This window comes from Agarivorans sp. QJM3NY_29 (genome assembly GCF_050870835.2).
Lineage (GTDB): Bacteria > Pseudomonadota > Gammaproteobacteria > Enterobacterales > Celerinatantimonadaceae > Agarivorans.
Genome location: NZ_CP194036.2, coordinates 1149137 through 1169579, shown reverse-complemented (window position 1 = coordinate 1169579; position 20443 = coordinate 1149137). Strand labels below are relative to the sequence as shown.

Sequence of the window (20443 nt, the reverse complement as noted above, 5' to 3'; positions counted from 1 at the left end):
TGGGTCATGGCAGTAAAATTAGTGAGGTATCAAGCAATGTTTCAACTCGACCACATGATTTTAACAACAATGATGAGTCGGCATCATACAACAAGCTTTAAATATCCAACGGCGGGCGTAACAGCACAAAATATGTAAATCATCAGCGATAATTGGCAAACTATTGAGGATTTACAATTGTTAGCGCATGTACTCGAGAACTCAGCATTGCGAAACAAGCGGCAACCCGATGCTATGGACGGTTTTACACCCGTGAGTAAAATATATGAAAAGAGTGCTTTGCGTATTGCGGACCATTTACCAACGATCAAACTGATGCAAATAATCGCTTTATTATTCAGGCAATTGTATGCCTTGGAGCAAACCGCGAGCGACATACTCTGCAATGGCTTGAAATTTATGGTTCAAGCTTTATGTCTTGAGAAAACCATCCGCAAAGCATATAAAAAGGCGCTTAAGCTAGCACGGGCTTAAGCGCTGGAAAACTATCTCAACTGGAGCCGCAGCATAACTAGACCATTGTTTTCGCCAGCCTCAGCAAGATAGAAACCTAAAAAGGATTACTTCGCGATAAACTAAAATGGAAAACTATTCAGCGACCTCACTATTTTCAGAAATTTCGTTATTTTCAGCCGTTTCATAATTTTCAACGACCGCCTTATCTTCAGATACTTGGAGATTGTCAGCAGGGGCATCATTTTCAGACGACTCGATATCTTTAGGCATCGCCTGATTCACAACGACGTCGCTATTTTCAGACACTTCGCCATTTGCAGCTTGATCTGCTTCGGCCGACAATTGCAAGTTGTTCAATTCATTCTGGGTAGACTCAGCAGCTTGTTCTTGAGTCCCCACCAACTCTTGATTCGGATCTAAGCCCTTATATATAGCAAAACTGGCTACCAGCACGGCTAAGACGAGAAAGCCATATTTTAATTTCATGATAAAACTCCGTAAATAATATGCCCATCAACATAGGCGTAGCGTCTTGACCTTAAAAAAGGCGCTTAAGCGAGCACAGGCTTAAGCGCTGGAAACTACCTTAGATGAAGCGGCATCATCACTAGACCAAATGTATCTACCGCCGTAAGTCCAGATAGCAACCCAAAAGGATTACTTCGCGATAACTAGAGCAGAAGTTATTCAGACACCTCACTATTTTCAGCCTTTGCTGGATCAGTAGATAAATCTAGGTTATTAAACTCAGTTTGGCTTAATACCCCATCTTTATCGGTATCTAAACTCGCCCAAACTTCAGCTAAAATAGGCAAATCAGCCGCTTCTTCTTGACTCACAACCATGTCTTGGTTGGTATCTAAGCCTTTAAAAATATCATCATTGGCAGACGCCAAACTCGCAACAAACACGGCTAGTACTGGAAAAGTATATTTTAATTTCATGATATAACTCCTGTGATAATGAACACTCTTAAAATATGCTGCTCTAACAAAGCAGCGAGGCAACAAGCTAATAGCAAGGCTTAGGCCATAAGTTAAAAGCAATTAAATAACAATGACTTAACTATAAATTAGAGGTGTAAAGTAAGCGAAGGTGTTGTTGATTAACGACGCAATAAAATGCTATGAGTGACGACGCCTGTGCAGGCCTACCGCAAGGCTGTCGCCGATCGGCGTCAATAGCTTAGAACTCGACTTTCGAATATCAGCTTAATAAGCTTTAAAGGTGAATATCTCTGCCCATCCGAGGGGCAGATAAGCTTAAAGGAATGCTTAGCTCTTACTATTGAATCAAATAAACAGCACCAGCCGAGCTAATATCAGCGATGGGAAAGCAGAATCCTTGAGTGCGTAGCACCAGCTCAAAATACCCTCTAGAAAGGAGTCTGATTTTACTTCAAAGGGAAAGTGACGCTTGACGACTTACCTCTCGAAATAACATACAACTCAACACAATTTAGTCCTTTTTGCATCGAACAAAAGTGAATCCACAACTTGTCGTTACTCCTAACAACACCGCCTCATCGTCCACAAATAAGCAGATAATGCCTTATATTTTTCAGAATAAGCTCACAGGATAAGCCCCCCCCCCTCATATCATTGACGCCACTCTTGATAAAACACCTCATATTCTGCCATGATTAAACTCAAGCTTGATCCTGAATGGTAAGAATATTAATGAAGTTTCAGTTTGCTAAACAACCTATTGTAGATGCTACCAATCAAATCGTTGCTTACGAGCTATTGTTTCGCGGCGCAGACAGTATTCGTAACCAATCCGACCAAGTAGACAGAGCAACCGACCATATTATCAGTGGTAATTTTATCTTAGGGGTGCTGAATCAGTTGGGCAGTGAACATCGTAGTTTTATTAATTTTACCGAACAAGATTTACTCGAAGAAAAGGCAACCTTACTGCCAAAAAAAAGTGTCGTCATAGAGATTTTAGAACACTGTCAGCCCACCGAAGCCTTGTTAAAAGCCATCAAAAACCTGCGTGAATTAGGTTATACCATTGCCCTAGATGACTTTGAATTAAGTAGCCCTTGGCTCGAATACGCCCATTATGCAGATATAATTAAGGTGGATGTCCTCGTCGCCCCAGAGGAGGATGTAAAAGCCATTGCCACTCGATTTAAGCCACTTAACCTGACCCTATTAGCCGAAAAAGTCGAAACCGAATCACAATTTCATCGCTATTTAGAATATGGCTACCAGCTTTTTCAAGGGTTTCACTTTTATAAGCCGAGCATGTCGAAGCTACGAGTGCTGACCCCCAGAAAACTCTACCTCTTGGAACTACTGAATAAAATTGGCCAAAGCAATGTGTCGGTGGAAGACATTAGCGATAATATCGCCAACGATGCGGCGTTAATGGCGATACTACTCAGCAAAGCCAACGACAACTGTCGTATGGTAAGCAAACCAATTCTCAGTATTAAGCATGCTGTGAGCTATGTGGGAATGGCTGAACTCAAAAAATTAATCCATATTGTAATCACCTCAGAACTGGCAGTGAATCGACCACAGATCCTCTATGCAAATGCCTTAAAACGAGCTCAAACCTTAGCTTTCATGACGAAGCAGTATCCGCTAAGCTGTGATCCAGATATTGCGTATAGCGTCGGTCTATTATCCCTGTTTGATGCCATCCTTGCGGTAGAGATGACAGCTATATGTCAACAGTTAAAACTGCCGGAAGATATTAGCCAGGCTCTCACCTCAAGAGTCGGTCGTTGGGGGCAAATGCTGCAACTGATCGATGCCATTGAACTTGGTCAATGGCAACGGCTCGAAACCAATGCCGAAGCCTTAAAAGTCAATGTAGATACATTACTTGAGTTTTATAATCTCTTGTAAAATAAATTATTTATTAAGAACAGCTGCTCTTTGGTGATGCTTTGCGGCTATTGATGCTTGATTCAAGCCAGACCCGTCATATGCAAGATTGCCTTCGGCTAAAATTATAAAACACCAAAATCCACGCTTCCTGTCACAATGACAACGCTTATGGCACTGGAGAGCAAAGATCAGCTGCGCCTGGAATAAACAATCCAAACCACCGCTATACTGAAATATAGTGAATAGTTCTTGCTTAACTGCCGCAAATATTAGAACAATAACCACCTTAGCGTTTTGTAAACCAATGGAGTGATTTTTGAGTCGAGTAAAAAAACTGAGTATATGGCAACGTTTAAGGCGTGACTTACTGATGGTAAAAGAAGCCTTAGCTCAAGAAAAACAAGAAACCAAAGAAATGCTAAGTACTTATCGACGTTACACCCAGAAGCAGGCCAGTGCCGAAGAGTTACGCAAGGCGAATAAACAATTTGCCGATGTACTCAAGAGCTTAGGATTAAGTATGTTTGCCGTTTTACCTTTCGCGCCCATTACCATTCCCCTGATCGTCAAGTTAGGGAAGATATTCGGTGTGGATGTATTACCAAGCTCCTTCAATGCCACACCGGACGAGCTCAAGCAACAACGTAAGCATCGCTAGTCAAGCTATAACCGATGGCTAAGCCACTAAAACATTAGTTTCCAACTCCCGCCTCGCCATAGGCCTTTTTACTGCAAAAAATGACACTATAGGCGCTCAGCGGTTTATACTATACTGCTGCTTTATTGATCATAATTGTTCCAATGACAGAAAATAGCTTAACGATTCGAGCCTATAGCAAGCAACGTTGCAGTCACTGGCATCACCATCATCAGTTGGTGTTACCGATCCAAGGCGCGATCCATATCGCATTGGCTGATTATCAAGGCAGAGTGGCTGTAGGTGAGTGTGTGGTGGTCCCCTCACGACAGCGACATCATTTCCATGCCGATGAAGCAGCCCGTTTTGTGGTCGCAGATATGCAGGACTTACCTGCTAATTTGGCACCAACAAAGGCCATGATTTTCTCGGTGACGCCACCGCTACTCAGCTACCTTTCCTTCATCGAAACTCAGTTAGAATACCAACTCCAACCGGAGATAGAGAAGTCTATCTTCCAGCTGTTCTACACTCTGTTAAAGCAGCAAGGAGAATACCAAGCGATGGATCCTCGGATCCGGCGAATTCAGGCTTTTATCCACGAACATCTGAATATTGATCTAAGCATCAATCAGCTCGCCGAGCGAGCATGCCTCAGCCCGACTCAATTTAAGAAATTATTCAAAACTGCGCTAGGGCTGAGCGTCCATCAATTTATTACTCAACAACGTATGGAGAAAGCCAAAGCGCTGCTTACTCATACCGACTTGCCAGTACAATTAGTTGCCGAACGTGTCGGTTACAAGGACCTATCGGCCTTTAGCCGTCGATTTTCCATCCACTTTGGGCTCTCTCCTCGAGAGTGTACTCGCTAGCGATTAAAAAACGCCTATCGAAACAAAGATTGCGTCCGTTTAGCAAACTAATTCTATTTCATTCTGTTTATCCTAAAGCCAACATGCCGTGCAGCTAGTCAAGCGATTAACGGCCACAAGCAAGGATCGTCAAGCAGATGAAATTCACCACCAACAATCACTCAACTCAACAACAAGCCAGTCTTGCAATACTATTTGCCTCATTGTTATGGGGTACCACTGGCACTGCTGCAAGCTTTGCCCCAGAAGTAGACCCTCTAGCCATCGGCGCATTTGCCATGGGTTTTGGTGGGCTAATGCAAGCGGTAATAGCAAGGCATCGACTCAAATCTGACCTTCAACAACTACGAACATTGAAGAAAGAGCTCGTTCTCGGAGCCTTCGCTGTGGCACTCTATCCTTTGGCTTTCTATAGCTCAATGCGACTCGCAGGTGTCGCAATTGGAACGGTGATTTCGATCGCGACCGCCCCCTTTGCAACGGTATTATTGGAATGTCTATTGAGCAAAAAAAATAATATCACCAAACAGTGGTTATTCAGCTTCTCTTTAGGTGCTTTAGGAATTGCACTATTGACCTATGCCGCATCATCCAGCACAGAGTTTAAACAAGCCAACACCGCTAAATTACTCGGGATCTTACTCGGCTTACTCGCGGGCTTAAGCTACGCTATCTACGCTTGGCTTGCCAAATCTCTGATCGACAAGGGTGTCCAATCAGAATCTGCAATAGGTAGCTTATTTGGACTCGCATCTCTGTTGTTGCTGCCCTCACTACTGGTCACTGGAGAACAGTTATTCTCCAGCATACAAAATACCGCTCTGGCCTGCTATATGGCTTTGGTCCCAATGTTTCTTGGCTATCTCGCCTTTGGTTTCGGGCTGCGTACCCTGCATGCTAGCCGAGCGACTCTGTTAACCCTATTCGAACCGGTGGTTGCAGCCGTTTTAGCGGTACTGGTTGTTGGAGAACGGCTCTCGCTGAGTGCTTGGACAGGCATGTTATTGATTAGCGTTTGCTTAGTGATCCAGAGCCAAAGCAATGCCCCCAACCGTGGCAATCAACAACCGTAAATCAATTGACCTCTCGAGAGGTCTAACGATTGCGCAATGCTTGCAGCGAACAAAAGACTCATCACATTGAAAAATAGTGACCTTACCGTCCGATAAGGGCATTGCTAGCATGATTAATTTAAGCAAATACGACTGTAGCGAGCTTGGTGCCAAAACAACCGAAGGTTGATTTATCATGCCATTCCCGTGAGTGACAGCCCCACATCAAGCGAGGCAAAAACCTATTCCCTCTGGTGACCTCTGCTAGCCGATAGTGGTCTCATAGTATCGGCGGGGGAGTCTACGCTTGGTTCAATTCAACCCATTGGGCTCGCCATTCAGGGGCTGGGAAATCTTCTGGCCAGTACTCCACTTGTTTCGCGACTAGCCCATCCTTAACGGTGTGAAAGGTAATCGCTCTGGCGTGTAACACCCCATCACTGATCGATACATCACTAACCACTTGATCGCCCTCGGCAAGCAATGAGTTCACTTGGAAGGTCCAGCGTCCCTCAGCCGGATATTGCTGATTAATTTCTGCAAAATTATTTCGCCCGACGATCCGCTCAGCGGATTGCGGCCAGAAACCTTCAAAATCTTCAGCCAGCCATGCCGCAGCAGCGTAAAAATCATTCGTTCTCATTGCCTCCCAAAATGACCGAACCACTTGTTTCGGCGCAACAAAATGATGCGTTTGAGCCGATGTCATATCATTTTCTTCCTTCATTTATCTGTAAATAACTTTCCCACTCAAAGACCACGTAACATGCCAAGCCGAAAGCTTAAGCCCGGCTGAAGCCTAACGCTCAGTGAATGCCAGTTTAATCCCCAATAAAGCAAAACTACCGGCAAAACAGCGCTGTATACATTTACTCAACTTTTGAGAATGAGAAATATACTGGCGAATACGGCTGGCCAACAAGCCATACAAGATAAACACAAACAAGGTGATCAGCATAAATATCGCGCCTAACCACAGCATTTGCGAGCTATCCACAGCATTGTTTGGCAAAAATTGAGGCAAGAATGCAACAAAGAAAATTGTGAGTTTGGGGTTTAAAATATTGATTAAAAAACCCTTCAGCGCCACCGCCATCATTCCCCGCTGAGCACTCGGTTGATGCAACGACAACGCCCCACTAGAGCGCCACATCAACCATGCCAAATAAAATAAATAAACTAGTCCAACATATTTCAGTACCTGAAATGCAAGTGCACTGCTATGCATAATCACTGACAAACCCAAGATGCTCGCCAACAAGGAAGGTACAATTCCCAAAGTACAACCCACTGCAGCAACGGCGCTCGCCCTCGCGCTAATAAACAAACCCGCAGAAATAGTATATAACACCCCTGTTCCAGGGATTAATACCACCACCAGCGAGGTAAGCAAAAACTCAATACTAATCATCTCTGCATTTTCCTTGAGAATAAACAATCAGCCTGCAAGTCATAGCAGCTTACAAGGATTAAGCGATCATGATGCGTATCGCTGGAATCACAAGCAACACTTTCAAGCGCTAAGACCAACATTCATCGTCGATGTTATACAATAACAAATCGCTTGCCAACTCAAAGATTCGGCCTCCAAATCACGCTAATGACAGGAAAATCCAAACAAAACTGAGTCCTAAAGATGTCATCGATAACGGCTTCATCAGCCAACTATTGTTAGCAATTATTATTGCGATCACAGTTAATAGATTGAATTGAAATATAATAAACCGATGTTTCTTAATTAAAGAATTACTGTTTTATTATAGGGATAGCATATGAAAAAACATCTTACACGAGGGCTAAGCATTGGCGTGATGCTGTATGCCTCATCAGCATTTTCCTTACCACTATACGATGTCGTCGTCGCCTTAGACGGCTCAGCCGATTTCCAGTCGGTGCAACAGGCTATCGATAGCGCTCCGTCCGATGGTTCACCGTATGTTATCTATATCCGCAACGGACAGTATCAAGAAAAACTAGAAATAAAACGCGATAATATCTATCTCATAGGCGAAGATCGCGACAAGACCATCATTACCGCCACCACTGCCAATAGCATGTTAAAACCCAATGGGAAGAAGTTTGGCACCACTGGTAGCCGTACCGTCAACGTTGATGCAAAAGACTTTAGCGCCCGCTCTCTCACCATCGAAAACGGCTTTGATTTTCCTGCAAACCAAGCCAAAAGCGCCGATGACCCAACTCGCCAACGCGGAACCCAAGCTGTGGCTCTATATGTGGGTAAAAAGGGCGAGCGAGTACAGTTTAAAGATGTGAATCTGCGCAGCTATCAAGACACCCTTTATCTACGTGGCGGACACAGTTATTTCGACCAATCCCAAATTAGCGGTACTGTTGATTTTATCTTCGGTCACGGCACCGGATTATTTGAAAACAGCAATATTGTTGCGCGCAATCGCAACGATGTGAAAACTGGTAATGCCTATGGTTATATGACAGCGCCTGCCACCAATATTGACCACGAATATGGCTTAGTCTTTAAAAATTGTCATTTGAGCAAAGAAGCTGGGGTGCCCGCCAACAGTTATGGCTTAGGTCGCCCTTGGCATCCCACTACTAGATTTACTGACGGGCGCTATGCTGATCCCGATGCGATTGGCCACAGCGCTTATCTCAACTGCGAAATGGACGACCATATCTACGGCTGGGATAAAATGAGTGGTAAAGATATCAACAAGAATAAGATCTGGTTCCATCCTGAAGACTCACGTTTTTGGGAGTACGCCTCACGCGGTGCAGGTGCCAAAACCAATCTAGAAAAACGCCCACAGCTGAGCCAGCAGCAGGCTTCAAAATACACCACGAGTAACATCTTAGCGGGTTGGCAACCCAGCATAAGTTTAGGCGATAACAGCCTGCTCAAGGGCGAAGTCTTACATCGTAGCATGCAATTTCCAGCCAGTATTTTGGTTAAAGACAGCTTAGGTAAGACACTCACCAGCAACACCGATGCTCAGGGTCGCTACCAACTGTCGATTACCGGTATGACCCCACCACTGCTGGTATCAGCCAATGACAATAGTGGTGAGTCTTGCTTGCGCAGCGAAACCCAACGCTCGCTCTGCGCCAGTGCGCTAGTGGTTGAGGTGAATAATCAAGGGGAAACCTTAGGCAATGTAAATCCATTTTCGGACTTAATCGTTTCCAGCCTTGCCAAGACAGAAGGGATCAACGGCCCGCAACTTTTAGTCAGCGCCGACAAGCTCCCCGCTTTCTCCCACAAAGCCTGGCAGACCGCCACTAAAAATTTCCAACAAACCTTTGCTGAACTTGCCGCGCAACAGGGTATCAGTCAGTCTTTCGACCCAGTGAGCTACGATGCCAAGTTACACCCTCTCATGACAAGCATCAGCCAGCAAGTGGTGCATAATCGCGCCTATAAAACCTCGACCGGTTTGGCGGCTCAAACTACGCTCACCGACTTAAGCTTTAAACCGATCATCAATTTAGCCAGCATCCCAGAATATACCATCGATGGGATCCAGTTAGCCGAAAGCCAACAAGCGTTAAAATCAGCCGCAACGCGTTTATTTATTGTTGGTGATTCAACTGCTTCTAACTACGAAGCCGATGTTTATCCGCGCATGGGCTGGGGCCAGGCTTTAGACCAATTGCTCGCTGACAATCCTAAACTGATGGTGGTGAATGCAGCACGTTCCGGACGCAGTTCGCGTGATTATATTAATGGACGTTGGTTTAGCGAAATGGGCTCCTTAGTGCAAGCCGGCGATTACCTATTCATCCAATTTAGTCATAACGATGAAAAATGTAATGGCGCGAAGAAAAAACGCGGCCCAATTGATGTCGCCAACCTATGTACTTACCCCAATACACCAGAAGGTCAACCGCAGTTCCCACAAGGTAAGTCAGAATACTCTTTCCAACATTCTTTAGAGCGCTACCTGGCTTTTGCCAAAGAGAAACAATTACACCCGGTGCTACTCACCTCGGTGCCTCGCGCCAAGACCGCCAAAAAGAAACTTGGTGTGCCGCTTAATCCTGTTCAGCATGTCACCAAGAAACGTTCTGACGGTGGCTACCAATTCTATGGCAGCTACACCCAAACCGTGAAAGACACAGCTAAAGCAAATCACGTCCCTTTACTCGATATGCAAAGTAAGGTGATTGCAGCCGCTAACCAAAAAGGTGAAGACGTATGGAAAACCTATTGGTTAGCCGTTGACCCCGCCGAGTATCCTTTCTATAAAAACCGGACTGGGCGCTTGGATAAGCCCGATACGACTCACTTCCAACAAACCGGAGCCGAAGTGGTCGCCAAGTTAGTGCTGAAAGAAATCAAGTCCAACCGAGACTTAAGCGCTCTGGCCGAAAAACTGTAAACTCACCACGAGTCTCGAGCCTCTCCCACCCATTGGTAGGAGGGGCTTTTTTTTGCGCTTGAGATGCGCCCCCAATCGCTACAGCAAAAGTTGAACTGCGAATGAATATTGGCCAGCACCCAAGCAGCAAAATTTGTACTTTATTTTTCTGAGCAGTAGACTACAATACGAACTTAAGTTTGCAAAACGGACATTTGTTTGTGACAAATAGAGAGCAACAAATTCTCACGATACTGCGCGATAACCCAATGATCGCCCAGCAAGAACTGGCCAGCCAACTGGGCATTAGCCGCAGTGCGGTGGCCGGTCATATCATGAATTTAACCAATAAAGGTCTGATTAAAGGCAAGGGATATATTATTGCCTCCCAACGTAGTGCGGTGGTGATTGGCGGCGCCAATATGGATTTATGCGGCAAAGCCAGCGGCACTTTAATTGCTGGCGATTCCAACCTAGGCACCCTGCACAATAGCCCCGGCGGCGTAGCCCGTAATATCGCCGATAACCTTGCGCGACTGGGCAGTAAAGTAGACTTAGTTTCCAATATCGGTAAAGACCAATGGGGAGAGCAACTGATTGCAGCCTGCCAAGAAGCAGGTATTGGCGTGAGCCACTTATTACGTAGTCAAACCAGTCATACCGCCACTTACCTTTCAATCCATGATGCCTCGGGTGAGATGCAACTGGCACTCAACGACATGCGGATCTTAGAAGAACTAGATTCAAGTCAGTTAGTGAAACACAAGTCATTGCTAAGTTATGCAGACCTTCTGATCCTCGATGCCAACCTATCCGAAGATGCGCTGGCCTACTTATTTGATTGTATTGAAACACCATCAATCTTCGTTGATCCAGTGTCCACTAATAAGGCCCATAAACTAAGGCCTTATCTGGGACAAATAGAGCTGCTAAAACCAAATTTAATCGAAGCCGAGCTGCTCAGCGGCGTCACCATTAATAGTGACGATGATTTGCCACGGGTTTGCGAAGCCTTACATCAGGCTGGTGTGAACAAACTGCTACTGAGTCTAGGGGCGCGCGGGATCTACGCCAGTGATCAGCAGCAAGTGATCCGCTTAAGCAATGTAAACCCGCAAGTCATCAATGTCACCGGTGCCGGAGATGCGATGATGGCAGGCATGAGCCACGCAAGCTTACAAAACTGGTCCTGGCAAGACAGTGTCGAATTTGCCTTCGCCTGCGCGCAAATTGCCACCCAATCCGAACACACGATCAATCCACTTATTTCTGAACGAGCGGTACGCCGCCATATGGAGAGTCACCATGCTTAATTCTTTTCTCGACATTCATCCCGAAGTCGCCGCAGCCCTCGCAGCCAACCAAGCAGTTGTCGCGCTGGAATCAACCATTATTTCTCATGGTATGCCTTACCCGAAAAATGTTGAAACGGCCCTGCAGGTTTCGGCGACCGTGCGCGAAGAAGGCGCAATTCCAGCGACCATCGCGATTATTAATGGACGACTCAAAGTTGGTTTAGAAAAGGACGAAATTGAACTACTAGGTAAAGCCGGACTGTCGGTCACTAAAGTCAGCCGTCGTGACATTCCCTTTGTGGTTGCAGCGGGTCAACATGGCGCAACCACAGTAGCGGCAACCATGATCTTAGCCGCCATGGCTGGTGTGAAAATCTTTGCTACTGGCGGAATTGGTGGGGTGCATCGCGGTGCTCAACAAAGTTTCGATATTTCTGCGGATTTAGAAGAGTTATCGCAAACCAATGTCGCGGTGGTTTGCGCCGGTGCCAAATCGATTCTCGACCTAGGCTTAACCTTAGAGTATTTAGAAACCAATGGTGTTCCGGTCATCGGCTACCAAACCGACAGCCTCCCCGCCTTCTACACTCGTGAAAGCGACTTTAAAGTAGATTATCGCTTAGATTCAGCCCAGCAAATAGCTGACGTTTTAAAAGCTAAACAACAGTTAGCATTGCAAGGTGGGGCGGTCATTGCCAACCCCATTCCAGAGCAATATGCAATGCCTAAGGCCAGCATTGATGCTGCCATTGAGCAAGCCTTACAAGAAGCCGAACAGCAAGGGATTAGTGGTAAGCAATCAACCCCCTTCCTACTGGCCCGCGTGTGTGAGCTGACAGGTGGGGATAGCTTAGAGAGTAATATTCAGCTGGTGCTGAACAATGCACGCCTTGGCGCGGCGATTGCCATCGCCTACTGCGCCTAAGTCATATACAGCTAAGCAAGTAATCGACAGATTACTTGCCTGTTTAAAATCGGTAGCTTAAACATTTCGAACTAAGCTACCGTTTGATAACAGTCCTTCAACTAATAAATATCGTAACGTAAATCGATACCAATGGTTCGACCAACATTAGCCTGAGCATAATTTGAGCTACCACTGCTATAGGCATAAGTTCGGTAACGACGGTTAAATACATTATTGGCATACACCGAAAGATTAAACTTGTCATTTGCCTGCCATCCAAGCCGAAGATCAGTGAGTGCATAGCTGGCTTGTCGAAGCTGGTTATCACCATCAAAATAATGCGGCCCTACAACATTCAAAGCCACGCGAGGCGTCAACATGCCATAGGCCCCATCAATGGCTCCATTCAAACTCGTCGACCCGCTAAACTCAGGAACAAAAGGCACCTTGTTTCCAGCATATAAAAGACTGTCATCGGTAAATTCAGCATGTACTGCAGTCCCATCAATATCCCAAGTCCAAATAGGGTTAAATTGCCAACTAGAGCTCAATTCGATCCCCGTCGCATCTGCTGTTCCCGCATTCGATAGTGTTTGCCCACCCAAAGGACCAAAATACAACTGCATATCTTTGGTATGGGTATGAAAAATTGCACTCTGAATTTGCAGCGGCCCCGCCTGATAACGTGAACCCAGCTCATAGTTGATAGACGTTTCTTGCTCATATGGCTCCGCTGATGAGCTCGCGGTAGGAATAATATTGAATCCCGCCGCTTTGTAGCCTTGGGCTATTCTTGAATATAAGTACCATGCTTGATTGAGCTGATAGCCAGAGGATAACTGCCCAAGTAAGTGATTATCTTGCAAACTATTTTGAGCATTATAAGGGGTCCCCATTTGCGAAATAGCATAACTAGTTTTAGCCCGCTCATGCGAGAAACGCAGACCACCTCCAAGATTAAATCGCTCACTAACATGCCATGTTAAATCACTGTAGGCAGCGATCGTTTGCATTGTGGTTTGAGCATCACTAGTTTGATAATTGGGACCTGATAACAAATCATAAGAAAGATTAAGTTGCTGTTTTGTATATTGACGATAGAGCCCGAAAACAGCGTCTATTGTACGTTTAGCTCCGCGGGTAGCGAGCCGAATTTCTTGTACATTTTGCTGCCAATCTTCAGGCATATTGGCAATTACCGAACCATTTGGGAAAAGCCGTTGATAATCTTGTTGTTGAAAAGCCGTAAGCATCATTAATTCCCAATCGGCCGCCGTATAAGTTCCAGCAAGCGATTGGCTATTGGAGCAACGTTTCAAATAGGGATCTGGCGATCCGTCAAGAAGACTTAAGGTTTTATTGTCAATATCATCGTAATCGATATAGGTATCTTGACTCGCTTCGGTACAACTATGACTGATCTTTAAATTGGCTTCCCAAGGATGGTCATCGGGCGCCAAACGAAATGCCATGCTGCCCAACTCACTTGCTGCCCCACCCAAGTCATCACTGCCGGTGGCAGGGTTAGTGAAGTCACCATTATCATCTTGTCTCGATAAAGTCACACTCGCATACAACAGGCCTTTTTGTATCGGCGCGCTTACGTGTATCTTGCCATGATTACTGTGACGGCTTGCCCAACCTCCAGCGACAAAAGCTTGGGTTCGATTGCCTGGTTTCGCTGTCACAATATTGATGATCCCACCCTGCGCACTTTGCCCATATAGCGTTCCCTGAGGACCACGTAACATTTCAACGCTTTGAACATTATTTAAAACTTGTAACATGTCGGTGGCGAGCAGTGGAACACCATCCACATAGATACTCACCGAAGGGTGATAAAAATCTTGCGCCGACGACACCCCCCGCAAAGAAACGATAGGAAACAATAAACTACCACTCTTTTCAATTTTCAAACCTGGTAATACTCGGCTTAAATCTTCAACCTGAGTGACTCTGGCATCTTCAAGCTGATATTTATCCACAACACTCGAAGACACATTAATTGATGATGCCGCGTGAGCGGATTGTTTACTCGCCGTCACGACCATGGTGCCTAAGGCCCCAGCCTCATCGGGACTTGGTTCCGCACCAACTACCGGAGCACTTAACGTACTGATAAAGACCAATAGATAAAAGCCATTAAGGTTCATGTTGTTTCCTTGTCATCCTTTAGTGTTGCAAATGATAATCATTTGCAACACTAAAGACTACCCGAAAAGGTTTTTCTTATGCCCGTTTCGGTATCCATAACATCTTTTAGAAACTACGTTTATAAGTTGAAGGGTTCACCCCAAATTGTTTATAGAAGGCGCTAGAGAAATGGCTCGCATTCACATAGCCAAGATCGGAAGCAACGGTTAAAACTTGTACATTCCCTGCTGACAAGCGCTTTTTTGCTTCTTTCATTCGTTCCACTTGAAATAATCCATAAACACTATTCTCGAATAGTAAGCGAAATCCACGTTTTATCTTCAGCACACTTAAACCCGTTTCGGAGGCCAAACTAGAAATACTAGGTGCCTTAGTTAAATCGGCGAGCAGCAACTCTTTTGCAACTTGTAGCTTTTGTTGCTCTTGTTGAGTCAGCTTGAAGCCCGTAACCGTTTGTTGCTGATACTGTTCCAACATCAAGCTAACAAAGATGATGCTATGTCCCAACAACCACAACGAAGATGCACTTCGCTGGCTTGGAGGGTATGCAGCCATTTTTAGTAATTTATGTTTTAATAAAGCTGCGGTGGTTTGAATTTCGCGATGATAAGGACTTTGTAGGAAACAACATTGAGCCTTCAACTGAGCTTGAATAACCGCCCCTGGATCAATCCCCCATTGCTCCAAAATACGTGGCTGCACTGCGACAACCAAACTCTCAAATTGCCCTTGATATAAGGCAGTGCCGTGGCAACCAGGGGTGAAGCTAATACAATTAGCCCCCTCAGAAACCTGATATCTTCGACGCGCCTTTTCATGCTTAAGAGAAAATTCTGACTGACCATTTAATGCACAAGTGAAATTTATCATCCCCAAATCATCGTAAGCCCTGAGTTTAAATGGCTCTACCAGCTGACTTTGCCAGATAAATAAATCAATGCCTGGTTGTAACTTGCAACGTAATAATCGGCATTGATTTTGTATTGAAGTATCTTGCATTGGTGTATCTAACAATAATTGGGTGAGCGAAATTTCCGCTTGAAGATTTAACGGTGAAACCATAAAAACGCATCCTTAACTAACATACATCCCTCGATGAATCACTGACTCAAGATGAGCAGTAAACCCTCAATTTAAGCGAGATGGGTTTCGCTTACCGCATTAAAAGGTCTGGCTAATAACAAACCACGTAATTTAAAAATCGCAAAGCCACTGGCTAAAATAGCTAAGCCATAATGAACCGCATAACCAAATTGAGAGATTAACCAGCCGCAAATGACCGCCATGAGGATCCCCACAACCATATCCATAGATTGGAATAGAGAAAAGTCGACTCCCGCCTGCTCACCGTATGACCAGTCCATCATTAAGGTATATAAAACAACAAATTTAGCTGAACCGACAATTGCGTTCAGGGTAAATAGCACCACCAAGCCCTGGCTTTGAGTCAAAAACGTTGCGGCATAGAAGAAAAATCCAATGTACAACAATAATTCAAGGCATAAACATCCCAACAATAACTTACCAGCGCTGCTGTGCTTGATCAGCCAAGCACTCAAGCCAACACCAATAAATCCGGTCAAGGCACTACCTCCAGCCACCAGCAAACCTAAACTTTCAAGCTGGATCCCTTGGTCATATAAAAAAGGCATCATCATCGCTAACACACTTCGGGTTCCAAACTGACAAAGAAAAACCACGACTAAACCTTGTCGCACTTGGTGCTTGACCAAGGCATTTCTAAGCGAAGGTCGAGTCTTACTTTTAACAGCAGACACAACGACTTTGCTGGTGAATAATTTCAGCGAAGGTAAGGACATCAATCCAACCAATACTATCAACAACAGCAGTGCGGTTTTCCAATCAAAAATGCCATTCAAATAAATGAACACGCCCCCCCCAAAAATAGCCCCCAGATACCCTCCGCCCACTTGCATCACATTCCCAATGTGGCGCTGATGGGGCGCAAGCTGATCCACCGCTAAACCATCGGTCGTAATATCAGCAAAAGTCGACAACAAGGCTAATAAAAATATACCGGAAAACAACAACCAGAGCTGTGTAAGTGCTATTTTTGTCGCAAAGAACAGCAGCAACAAAATGATCAATAATTGAGCACCTAAAATTAGATACCCATGATGGCTAAAATTCGCACCTCGCTTACGTATTTCTTCCACTGTGGGCGACCAAATAAATTTTAACGCCCATGGCAACATCGCGATGTAAAACAGGCCAATATGGGAAGTCGATACACCTTCGGAGCGCAAGATGGCGGGAAGTCCCTGTAAGGTGAACATGCCAATAATGCTTTGGATGGTATACACCCCCGCCATAATGCTCAGCAGAGATCCCAAACCCAATTTCGAAGATAATGGTGTTGCCGTTTGCATCCGATAACCTCAATTAATGACTCAATATTTAGTAATGATTCGTACTTATTCTACAAGGGCAGCTGAGCGGTGGTTAAATGCCTACCGCGGTTTCATAACCCGAACAATTCGCTTTCCATAGCTGTTGATAGCTTGAACTAGAACACAACAACGCTTCATGCTGGCCAACATGACTAATCTGGCCCTTTTCTAATAAGTAAATCCGATCTGAATCAAGCACCGTATCTAGACGGTGAGCAACCGTAATCACCGTTTTTTGGATACTCAATTGCTTTAAAGCCGCCATAACTTGCGCTTGTGTATTAATGTCTAAAGCTGAGCTAATCTCATCTAAAAGCAGGATCGGTGCATCGTGCAAAATCGCTCGAGCAATACTAATCCGTTGCCGCTCTCCTTGTGAAAACTGATTACCATTTTCACCAACCTCACTCTCCAGCCCCTTTGGTAAGCGCTGTAACATCGGTGCCAAACCTGCCGCAACAATGGCTTGCTGCATGCTTTGTTCAGAAGCATCAGGAGCGGCAATCAATAGGTTATCTTTCAGGCTTCCGGCAAATAATTGAACGTCTTGAGTTACATATGCAATATTGCGATAGAGGTGTTCGGTACCTGATTGTTCGAGACTTAAACCGCCGATTCGGATGGTCCCCTGGCTGGGCATATGAAAAGCCGCAATCAGATCTAATAGACTAGACTTTCCCGCTCCGCTTGGACCAACAATAGCGACATGCTCACCAGCCGCAACTTTCATAGAAATAGCATCTAATATTGTTTGTTGATTTAAATGCAAACTGACGGCGTCTAATTCAAGCTCATAACTGGTGAGCGCTTGACCATGTTGCTGCTGAAGGGGGGTATTCGCCAAAGCATACAAACGAAATACAGCATTCACAAAGTAACGTAACATCGCTGAGAAAAAAGCCATGCGAGTTAAGGGCTTGATACAGGCGATCGTGGCGGCAACAGCGACCAACCATTGGGTTGCGGTGAGCGTCCCAATATCGACCATACGAGCCCCCTGCCACATAACCAAGGGTAAGGCTAGCTCAAGTAAGATACAGGCCGCCCTCAACCCCTTTCCTCCGGTAGCCTCTAGCGCTAGTCCTGATTTTCGGACTTGTTCAATTTCATCATTTAGGGGGATCGCCAACTTTCTTGCATTGCCAAAACTCTTAAGCATTGGAAGACAAGCAATATACTCGAGTAGTTTATCGGCGGTCTGGTTACTATGTAGGTGATAATGTTGCGCGGTTTGGTTAAAACGTTTCTCTAGTAACAGCAACACGGTCGATGCCAAAACAATCATCACGACCAGCAATACTGCGAGTATCGGAGAAATCCAACTCAGCATAATCAACATCGCAAAGGGCGCCACGCCTGCGGCTAAAAAATCAGCCACCAAGTGACTAAGAATATCCTCAAACAACTTAAGATCGGTGGTAATTTGTTTCATTCGCTCGCCAAGTCCTTTGCCAACGAGGCAAGCCAGCGGCTGCTTTCGAAGATCATTTAACAGCCGCTCTCGCAATTGATGCGTAATATGATAGGCGCCAATAAAACTTTTTTTTGCCGTTTGCCCTATCACAAATTGCAACGCAATTAAGCCAATCGCAAACAAGAATAAGACATACAGTGGCAGCGTCATACCTTGGAGTAAAAAGATAAATAGCAGACTCCAAAGCACAACTGGCACTAGTTCGGCCAACATTTTTCCGATAATCCCGAGCCAAAATTGGCGACAACTGGCGCCACTATATTGAAGTAAGAAGCGAAACTTAGTCATGGTATTCCTCTACTATCGCGCTATCACACAATCGCCAACGACGATTCGCAGTACTGACTTGATTCGGCTTGTGAGTAATAATAATTTGAATTTGATGCGGCGAATAACCACGTAGCGCCTCAAGAACCTCTAACTCAGTTTGAGCATCAAGGTGGGCTGTAGACTCATCTAACACTAAGATAGGCGTATCCGCTAGCATCGCTCTAGCTATGGCAAGGCGCTGCATTTCGCCACCACTAAAACTACGTCGAGTTTCATCCATTTGGGTATCTAGTTGATGTGGTAACTGCTCAACCATATCGCTCAAGCGCATTAAATTCAGAACGGTCCAAATCACTTCATCCTTAATATTTAAGTCGCTAATCAGTAAGTTAGCTCTGAGCGAAGCTTTAAAAAATATCGCTTGTTGACCAACCAAGGCGATTAAACCTGCACGTTGTTGATCATTTAACTGACTCACCGGTGTATCGTTGATGTACCAATCACCTCGGTCAGCCTTTAATGAGCCACTTAGAATTCCGATAAGAGAGCTTTTACCCGAGCCAGATGCACCATAAATAAGTACACGTTCACCCGGTAATATGGTGCCCTCAGCTTGCTTGAGTATCGTTTGCTGCCCCTGATATAAGCAGACATCACGGCATGTCACTGCTTTAACGGGCTCGCTCCAGCGCTGTTGTTGCTGTATTTTTTGGCCAAATAGCGGAATGATTCGGTCTAATGAGAGAAGTGAAGATTGCATTTGACCCACCACCTGGGTTAAGTCTAACCACGGTTTTAACAAACCAGCAGTAATCACTGCAACCATCACCAAGTCGGGTTTGGTCATCGAACCATCAATCACAAAAGCAATCGCAAATGGAACAACCAGCATAAATGAGCACTGGGCAATCGTGACAAAACTAATCCAGCCACGGATCATTTGTTGGGTATAACTAATCACAAGGCGATGGTGGCGTCGCATTGCCTGATATAACTGCTGATAAGCTTTCGCATCCACCGAAAATAGTTTCATCACGCCAACACTGCGTAAAAACTCCAGCTGAGCGGCATGCATTCGAGCTAAAACATCATGGTACTTATGGAGCCTGCCTGAAAATCCACGCATAAATAAAAATTGAATACTTGCTGCAATGGGCAAGGGAATAAAAGCTATTAGGCCAATTCGCCAATCGATATAAAAAAGCAAACCAGCCAACAAAATAGGCATCAAGATCCCATTGATGATGTCAGTACTGTGGTGAGCAATTAGAGGCTCCAAGGCCTGACAATCTTCTGAGATTCGTTTCTCAAGATCTGCCCTGTGCCAAGTTTTTAATCGCTCAACGGGCATTTCAGCCAAGGATAAAATAATATGTTGGCGTAGTTTCGAAATTACATGGTAGGCCACAAGGTGAGCTTGCCACAATGCGCAAGAGTGAAGCAGATAGCGAATAATTAGCGCTCCACTCAACAACAAAACATAATCACCAATTGGCTGCTGAGCAAGCATGGATTGAGCACCGAGATAAACACATAACCATGGAATGAGCTCAATGATAGAAGCTAGAACTGCACACACGATTGATGTAATGACGCGTAAATGTGTCTCCTTTAGTATCGAAAGAAAAGCCTGCTTTCTGGACATCGACTGATTAACTAACATCTGCCACCAATGCAAATAAGAATCATTGTTATATGAGTGGTAAAAGTCTGCTGTCACTTTCAGGAAATG

The 20443-nt window shown here is 45.0% G+C and carries 16 protein-coding genes; 7 read left to right on the top strand and 9 right to left on the bottom strand.

All coding sequences use genetic code 11. The annotated features are described in order from the left end of the window. Positions 1 to 588: 588 nt before the first annotated feature. A complete protein-coding gene (locus ACRRS0_RS05350) occupies positions 589 to 942 on the bottom strand; it encodes a hypothetical protein (RefSeq protein WP_432454228.1) in 354 nt (117 codons plus the stop codon). A gap of 197 nt (positions 943 to 1139) precedes the next feature. Further along, complete coding sequence (locus ACRRS0_RS05345; protein ID WP_432454229.1) at positions 1140 to 1400, bottom strand: hypothetical protein; 261 nt, start codon at positions 1398 to 1400, stop codon at positions 1140 to 1142. A 735-nt stretch (positions 1401 to 2135) separates the two neighbouring features. Between ACRRS0_RS05345 and ACRRS0_RS05340 the strand changes: the two genes are divergently transcribed. The 4 genes from ACRRS0_RS05340 to ACRRS0_RS05325 all read left to right on the top strand — a co-directional run bounded on the left by ACRRS0_RS05340 (position 2136) and on the right by ACRRS0_RS05325 (position 5884). Beyond that, on the top strand, positions 2136 to 3317 hold the full coding sequence (locus ACRRS0_RS05340; RefSeq protein ID WP_432454230.1) for an EAL and HDOD domain-containing protein: 1182 nt from the start codon (positions 2136 to 2138) through the stop codon (positions 3315 to 3317). A 352-nt stretch (positions 3318 to 3669) separates the two neighbouring features. Continuing rightward, positions 3670 to 3957: a hypothetical protein gene (locus tag ACRRS0_RS05335; protein ID WP_432456093.1), complete on the top strand. Its 288-nt coding sequence runs from the start codon at positions 3670 to 3672 to the stop codon at positions 3955 to 3957. 143 nt (positions 3958 to 4100) lie between these two features. Then, complete coding sequence (locus tag ACRRS0_RS05330; RefSeq protein ID WP_432454231.1) at positions 4101 to 4811, top strand: helix-turn-helix domain-containing protein; 711 nt, start codon at positions 4101 to 4103, stop codon at positions 4809 to 4811. Between the two features lie 137 nt (positions 4812 to 4948). Then, positions 4949 to 5884 (top strand): DMT family transporter, encoded by a 936-nt coding sequence (locus tag ACRRS0_RS05325; RefSeq protein WP_432454232.1) that lies wholly within the window; start codon positions 4949 to 4951, stop codon positions 5882 to 5884. A gap of 280 nt (positions 5885 to 6164) precedes the next feature. On the opposite strand, the gene ACRRS0_RS05320 is transcribed toward ACRRS0_RS05325, so the two are convergent. Further along, a complete protein-coding gene (locus ACRRS0_RS05320; RefSeq protein ID WP_432454233.1) occupies positions 6165 to 6572 on the bottom strand; it encodes a nuclear transport factor 2 family protein in 408 nt (135 codons plus the stop codon). 90 nt (positions 6573 to 6662) lie between these two features. Next, on the bottom strand, positions 6663 to 7274 hold the full coding sequence (locus ACRRS0_RS05315) for a LysE family translocator (RefSeq protein ID WP_432454234.1): 612 nt from the start codon (positions 7272 to 7274) through the stop codon (positions 6663 to 6665). A gap of 361 nt (positions 7275 to 7635) precedes the next feature. Here ACRRS0_RS05315 and ACRRS0_RS05310 point away from each other — a divergent pair, with 361 nt between their 5' ends. The 3 genes from ACRRS0_RS05310 (at position 7636) to ACRRS0_RS05300 (ending at position 12420) form a co-directional block, all read left to right on the top strand. Continuing rightward, a complete protein-coding gene (locus ACRRS0_RS05310) occupies positions 7636 to 10221 on the top strand; it encodes a pectinesterase family protein (protein ID WP_432454235.1) in 2586 nt (861 codons plus the stop codon). Positions 10222 to 10421: 200 nt separating this feature from the next. Continuing rightward, the gene (locus ACRRS0_RS05305) at positions 10422 to 11513 is read left to right on the top strand and encodes a PfkB family carbohydrate kinase (RefSeq protein ID WP_432454236.1); all 1092 of its coding nucleotides are present in this window, start codon (positions 10422 to 10424) and stop codon (positions 11511 to 11513) included. Next, positions 11506 to 12420, top strand: a complete 915-nt coding sequence (locus ACRRS0_RS05300) for a pseudouridine-5'-phosphate glycosidase (protein ID WP_432454237.1) — start codon at positions 11506 to 11508, stop codon at positions 12418 to 12420. Before ACRRS0_RS05305 ends, ACRRS0_RS05300 begins: the two co-directional genes overlap by 8 nt. A gap of 101 nt (positions 12421 to 12521) precedes the next feature. Here the strand turns inward: ACRRS0_RS05300 and ACRRS0_RS05295 are convergent, their stop codons facing one another. From ACRRS0_RS05295 to ACRRS0_RS05275, 5 genes are all read right to left on the bottom strand, one after another. Then, positions 12522 to 14555: a TonB-dependent siderophore receptor gene (locus ACRRS0_RS05295; RefSeq protein WP_432454238.1), complete on the bottom strand. Its 2034-nt coding sequence runs from the start codon at positions 14553 to 14555 to the stop codon at positions 12522 to 12524. 106 nt (positions 14556 to 14661) lie between these two features. Then, on the bottom strand, positions 14662 to 15618 hold the full coding sequence (locus tag ACRRS0_RS05290) for a helix-turn-helix domain-containing protein (protein WP_432454239.1): 957 nt from the start codon (positions 15616 to 15618) through the stop codon (positions 14662 to 14664). Between the two features lie 71 nt (positions 15619 to 15689). Next, positions 15690 to 16946, bottom strand: coding sequence for an MFS transporter (locus ACRRS0_RS05285; RefSeq protein WP_432454240.1), 1257 nt, complete (start codon positions 16944 to 16946; stop codon positions 15690 to 15692). Positions 16947 to 17019: 73 nt separating this feature from the next. Further along, positions 17020 to 18729, bottom strand: a complete 1710-nt coding sequence (locus ACRRS0_RS05280; protein WP_432454241.1) for an ABC transporter ATP-binding protein — start codon at positions 18727 to 18729, stop codon at positions 17020 to 17022. Continuing rightward, positions 18722 to 20374, bottom strand: coding sequence for an ABC transporter ATP-binding protein (locus ACRRS0_RS05275; protein WP_432454242.1), 1653 nt, complete (start codon positions 20372 to 20374; stop codon positions 18722 to 18724). Before ACRRS0_RS05275 ends, ACRRS0_RS05280 begins: the two co-directional genes overlap by 8 nt. Positions 20375 to 20443 lie beyond the last annotated feature (69 nt).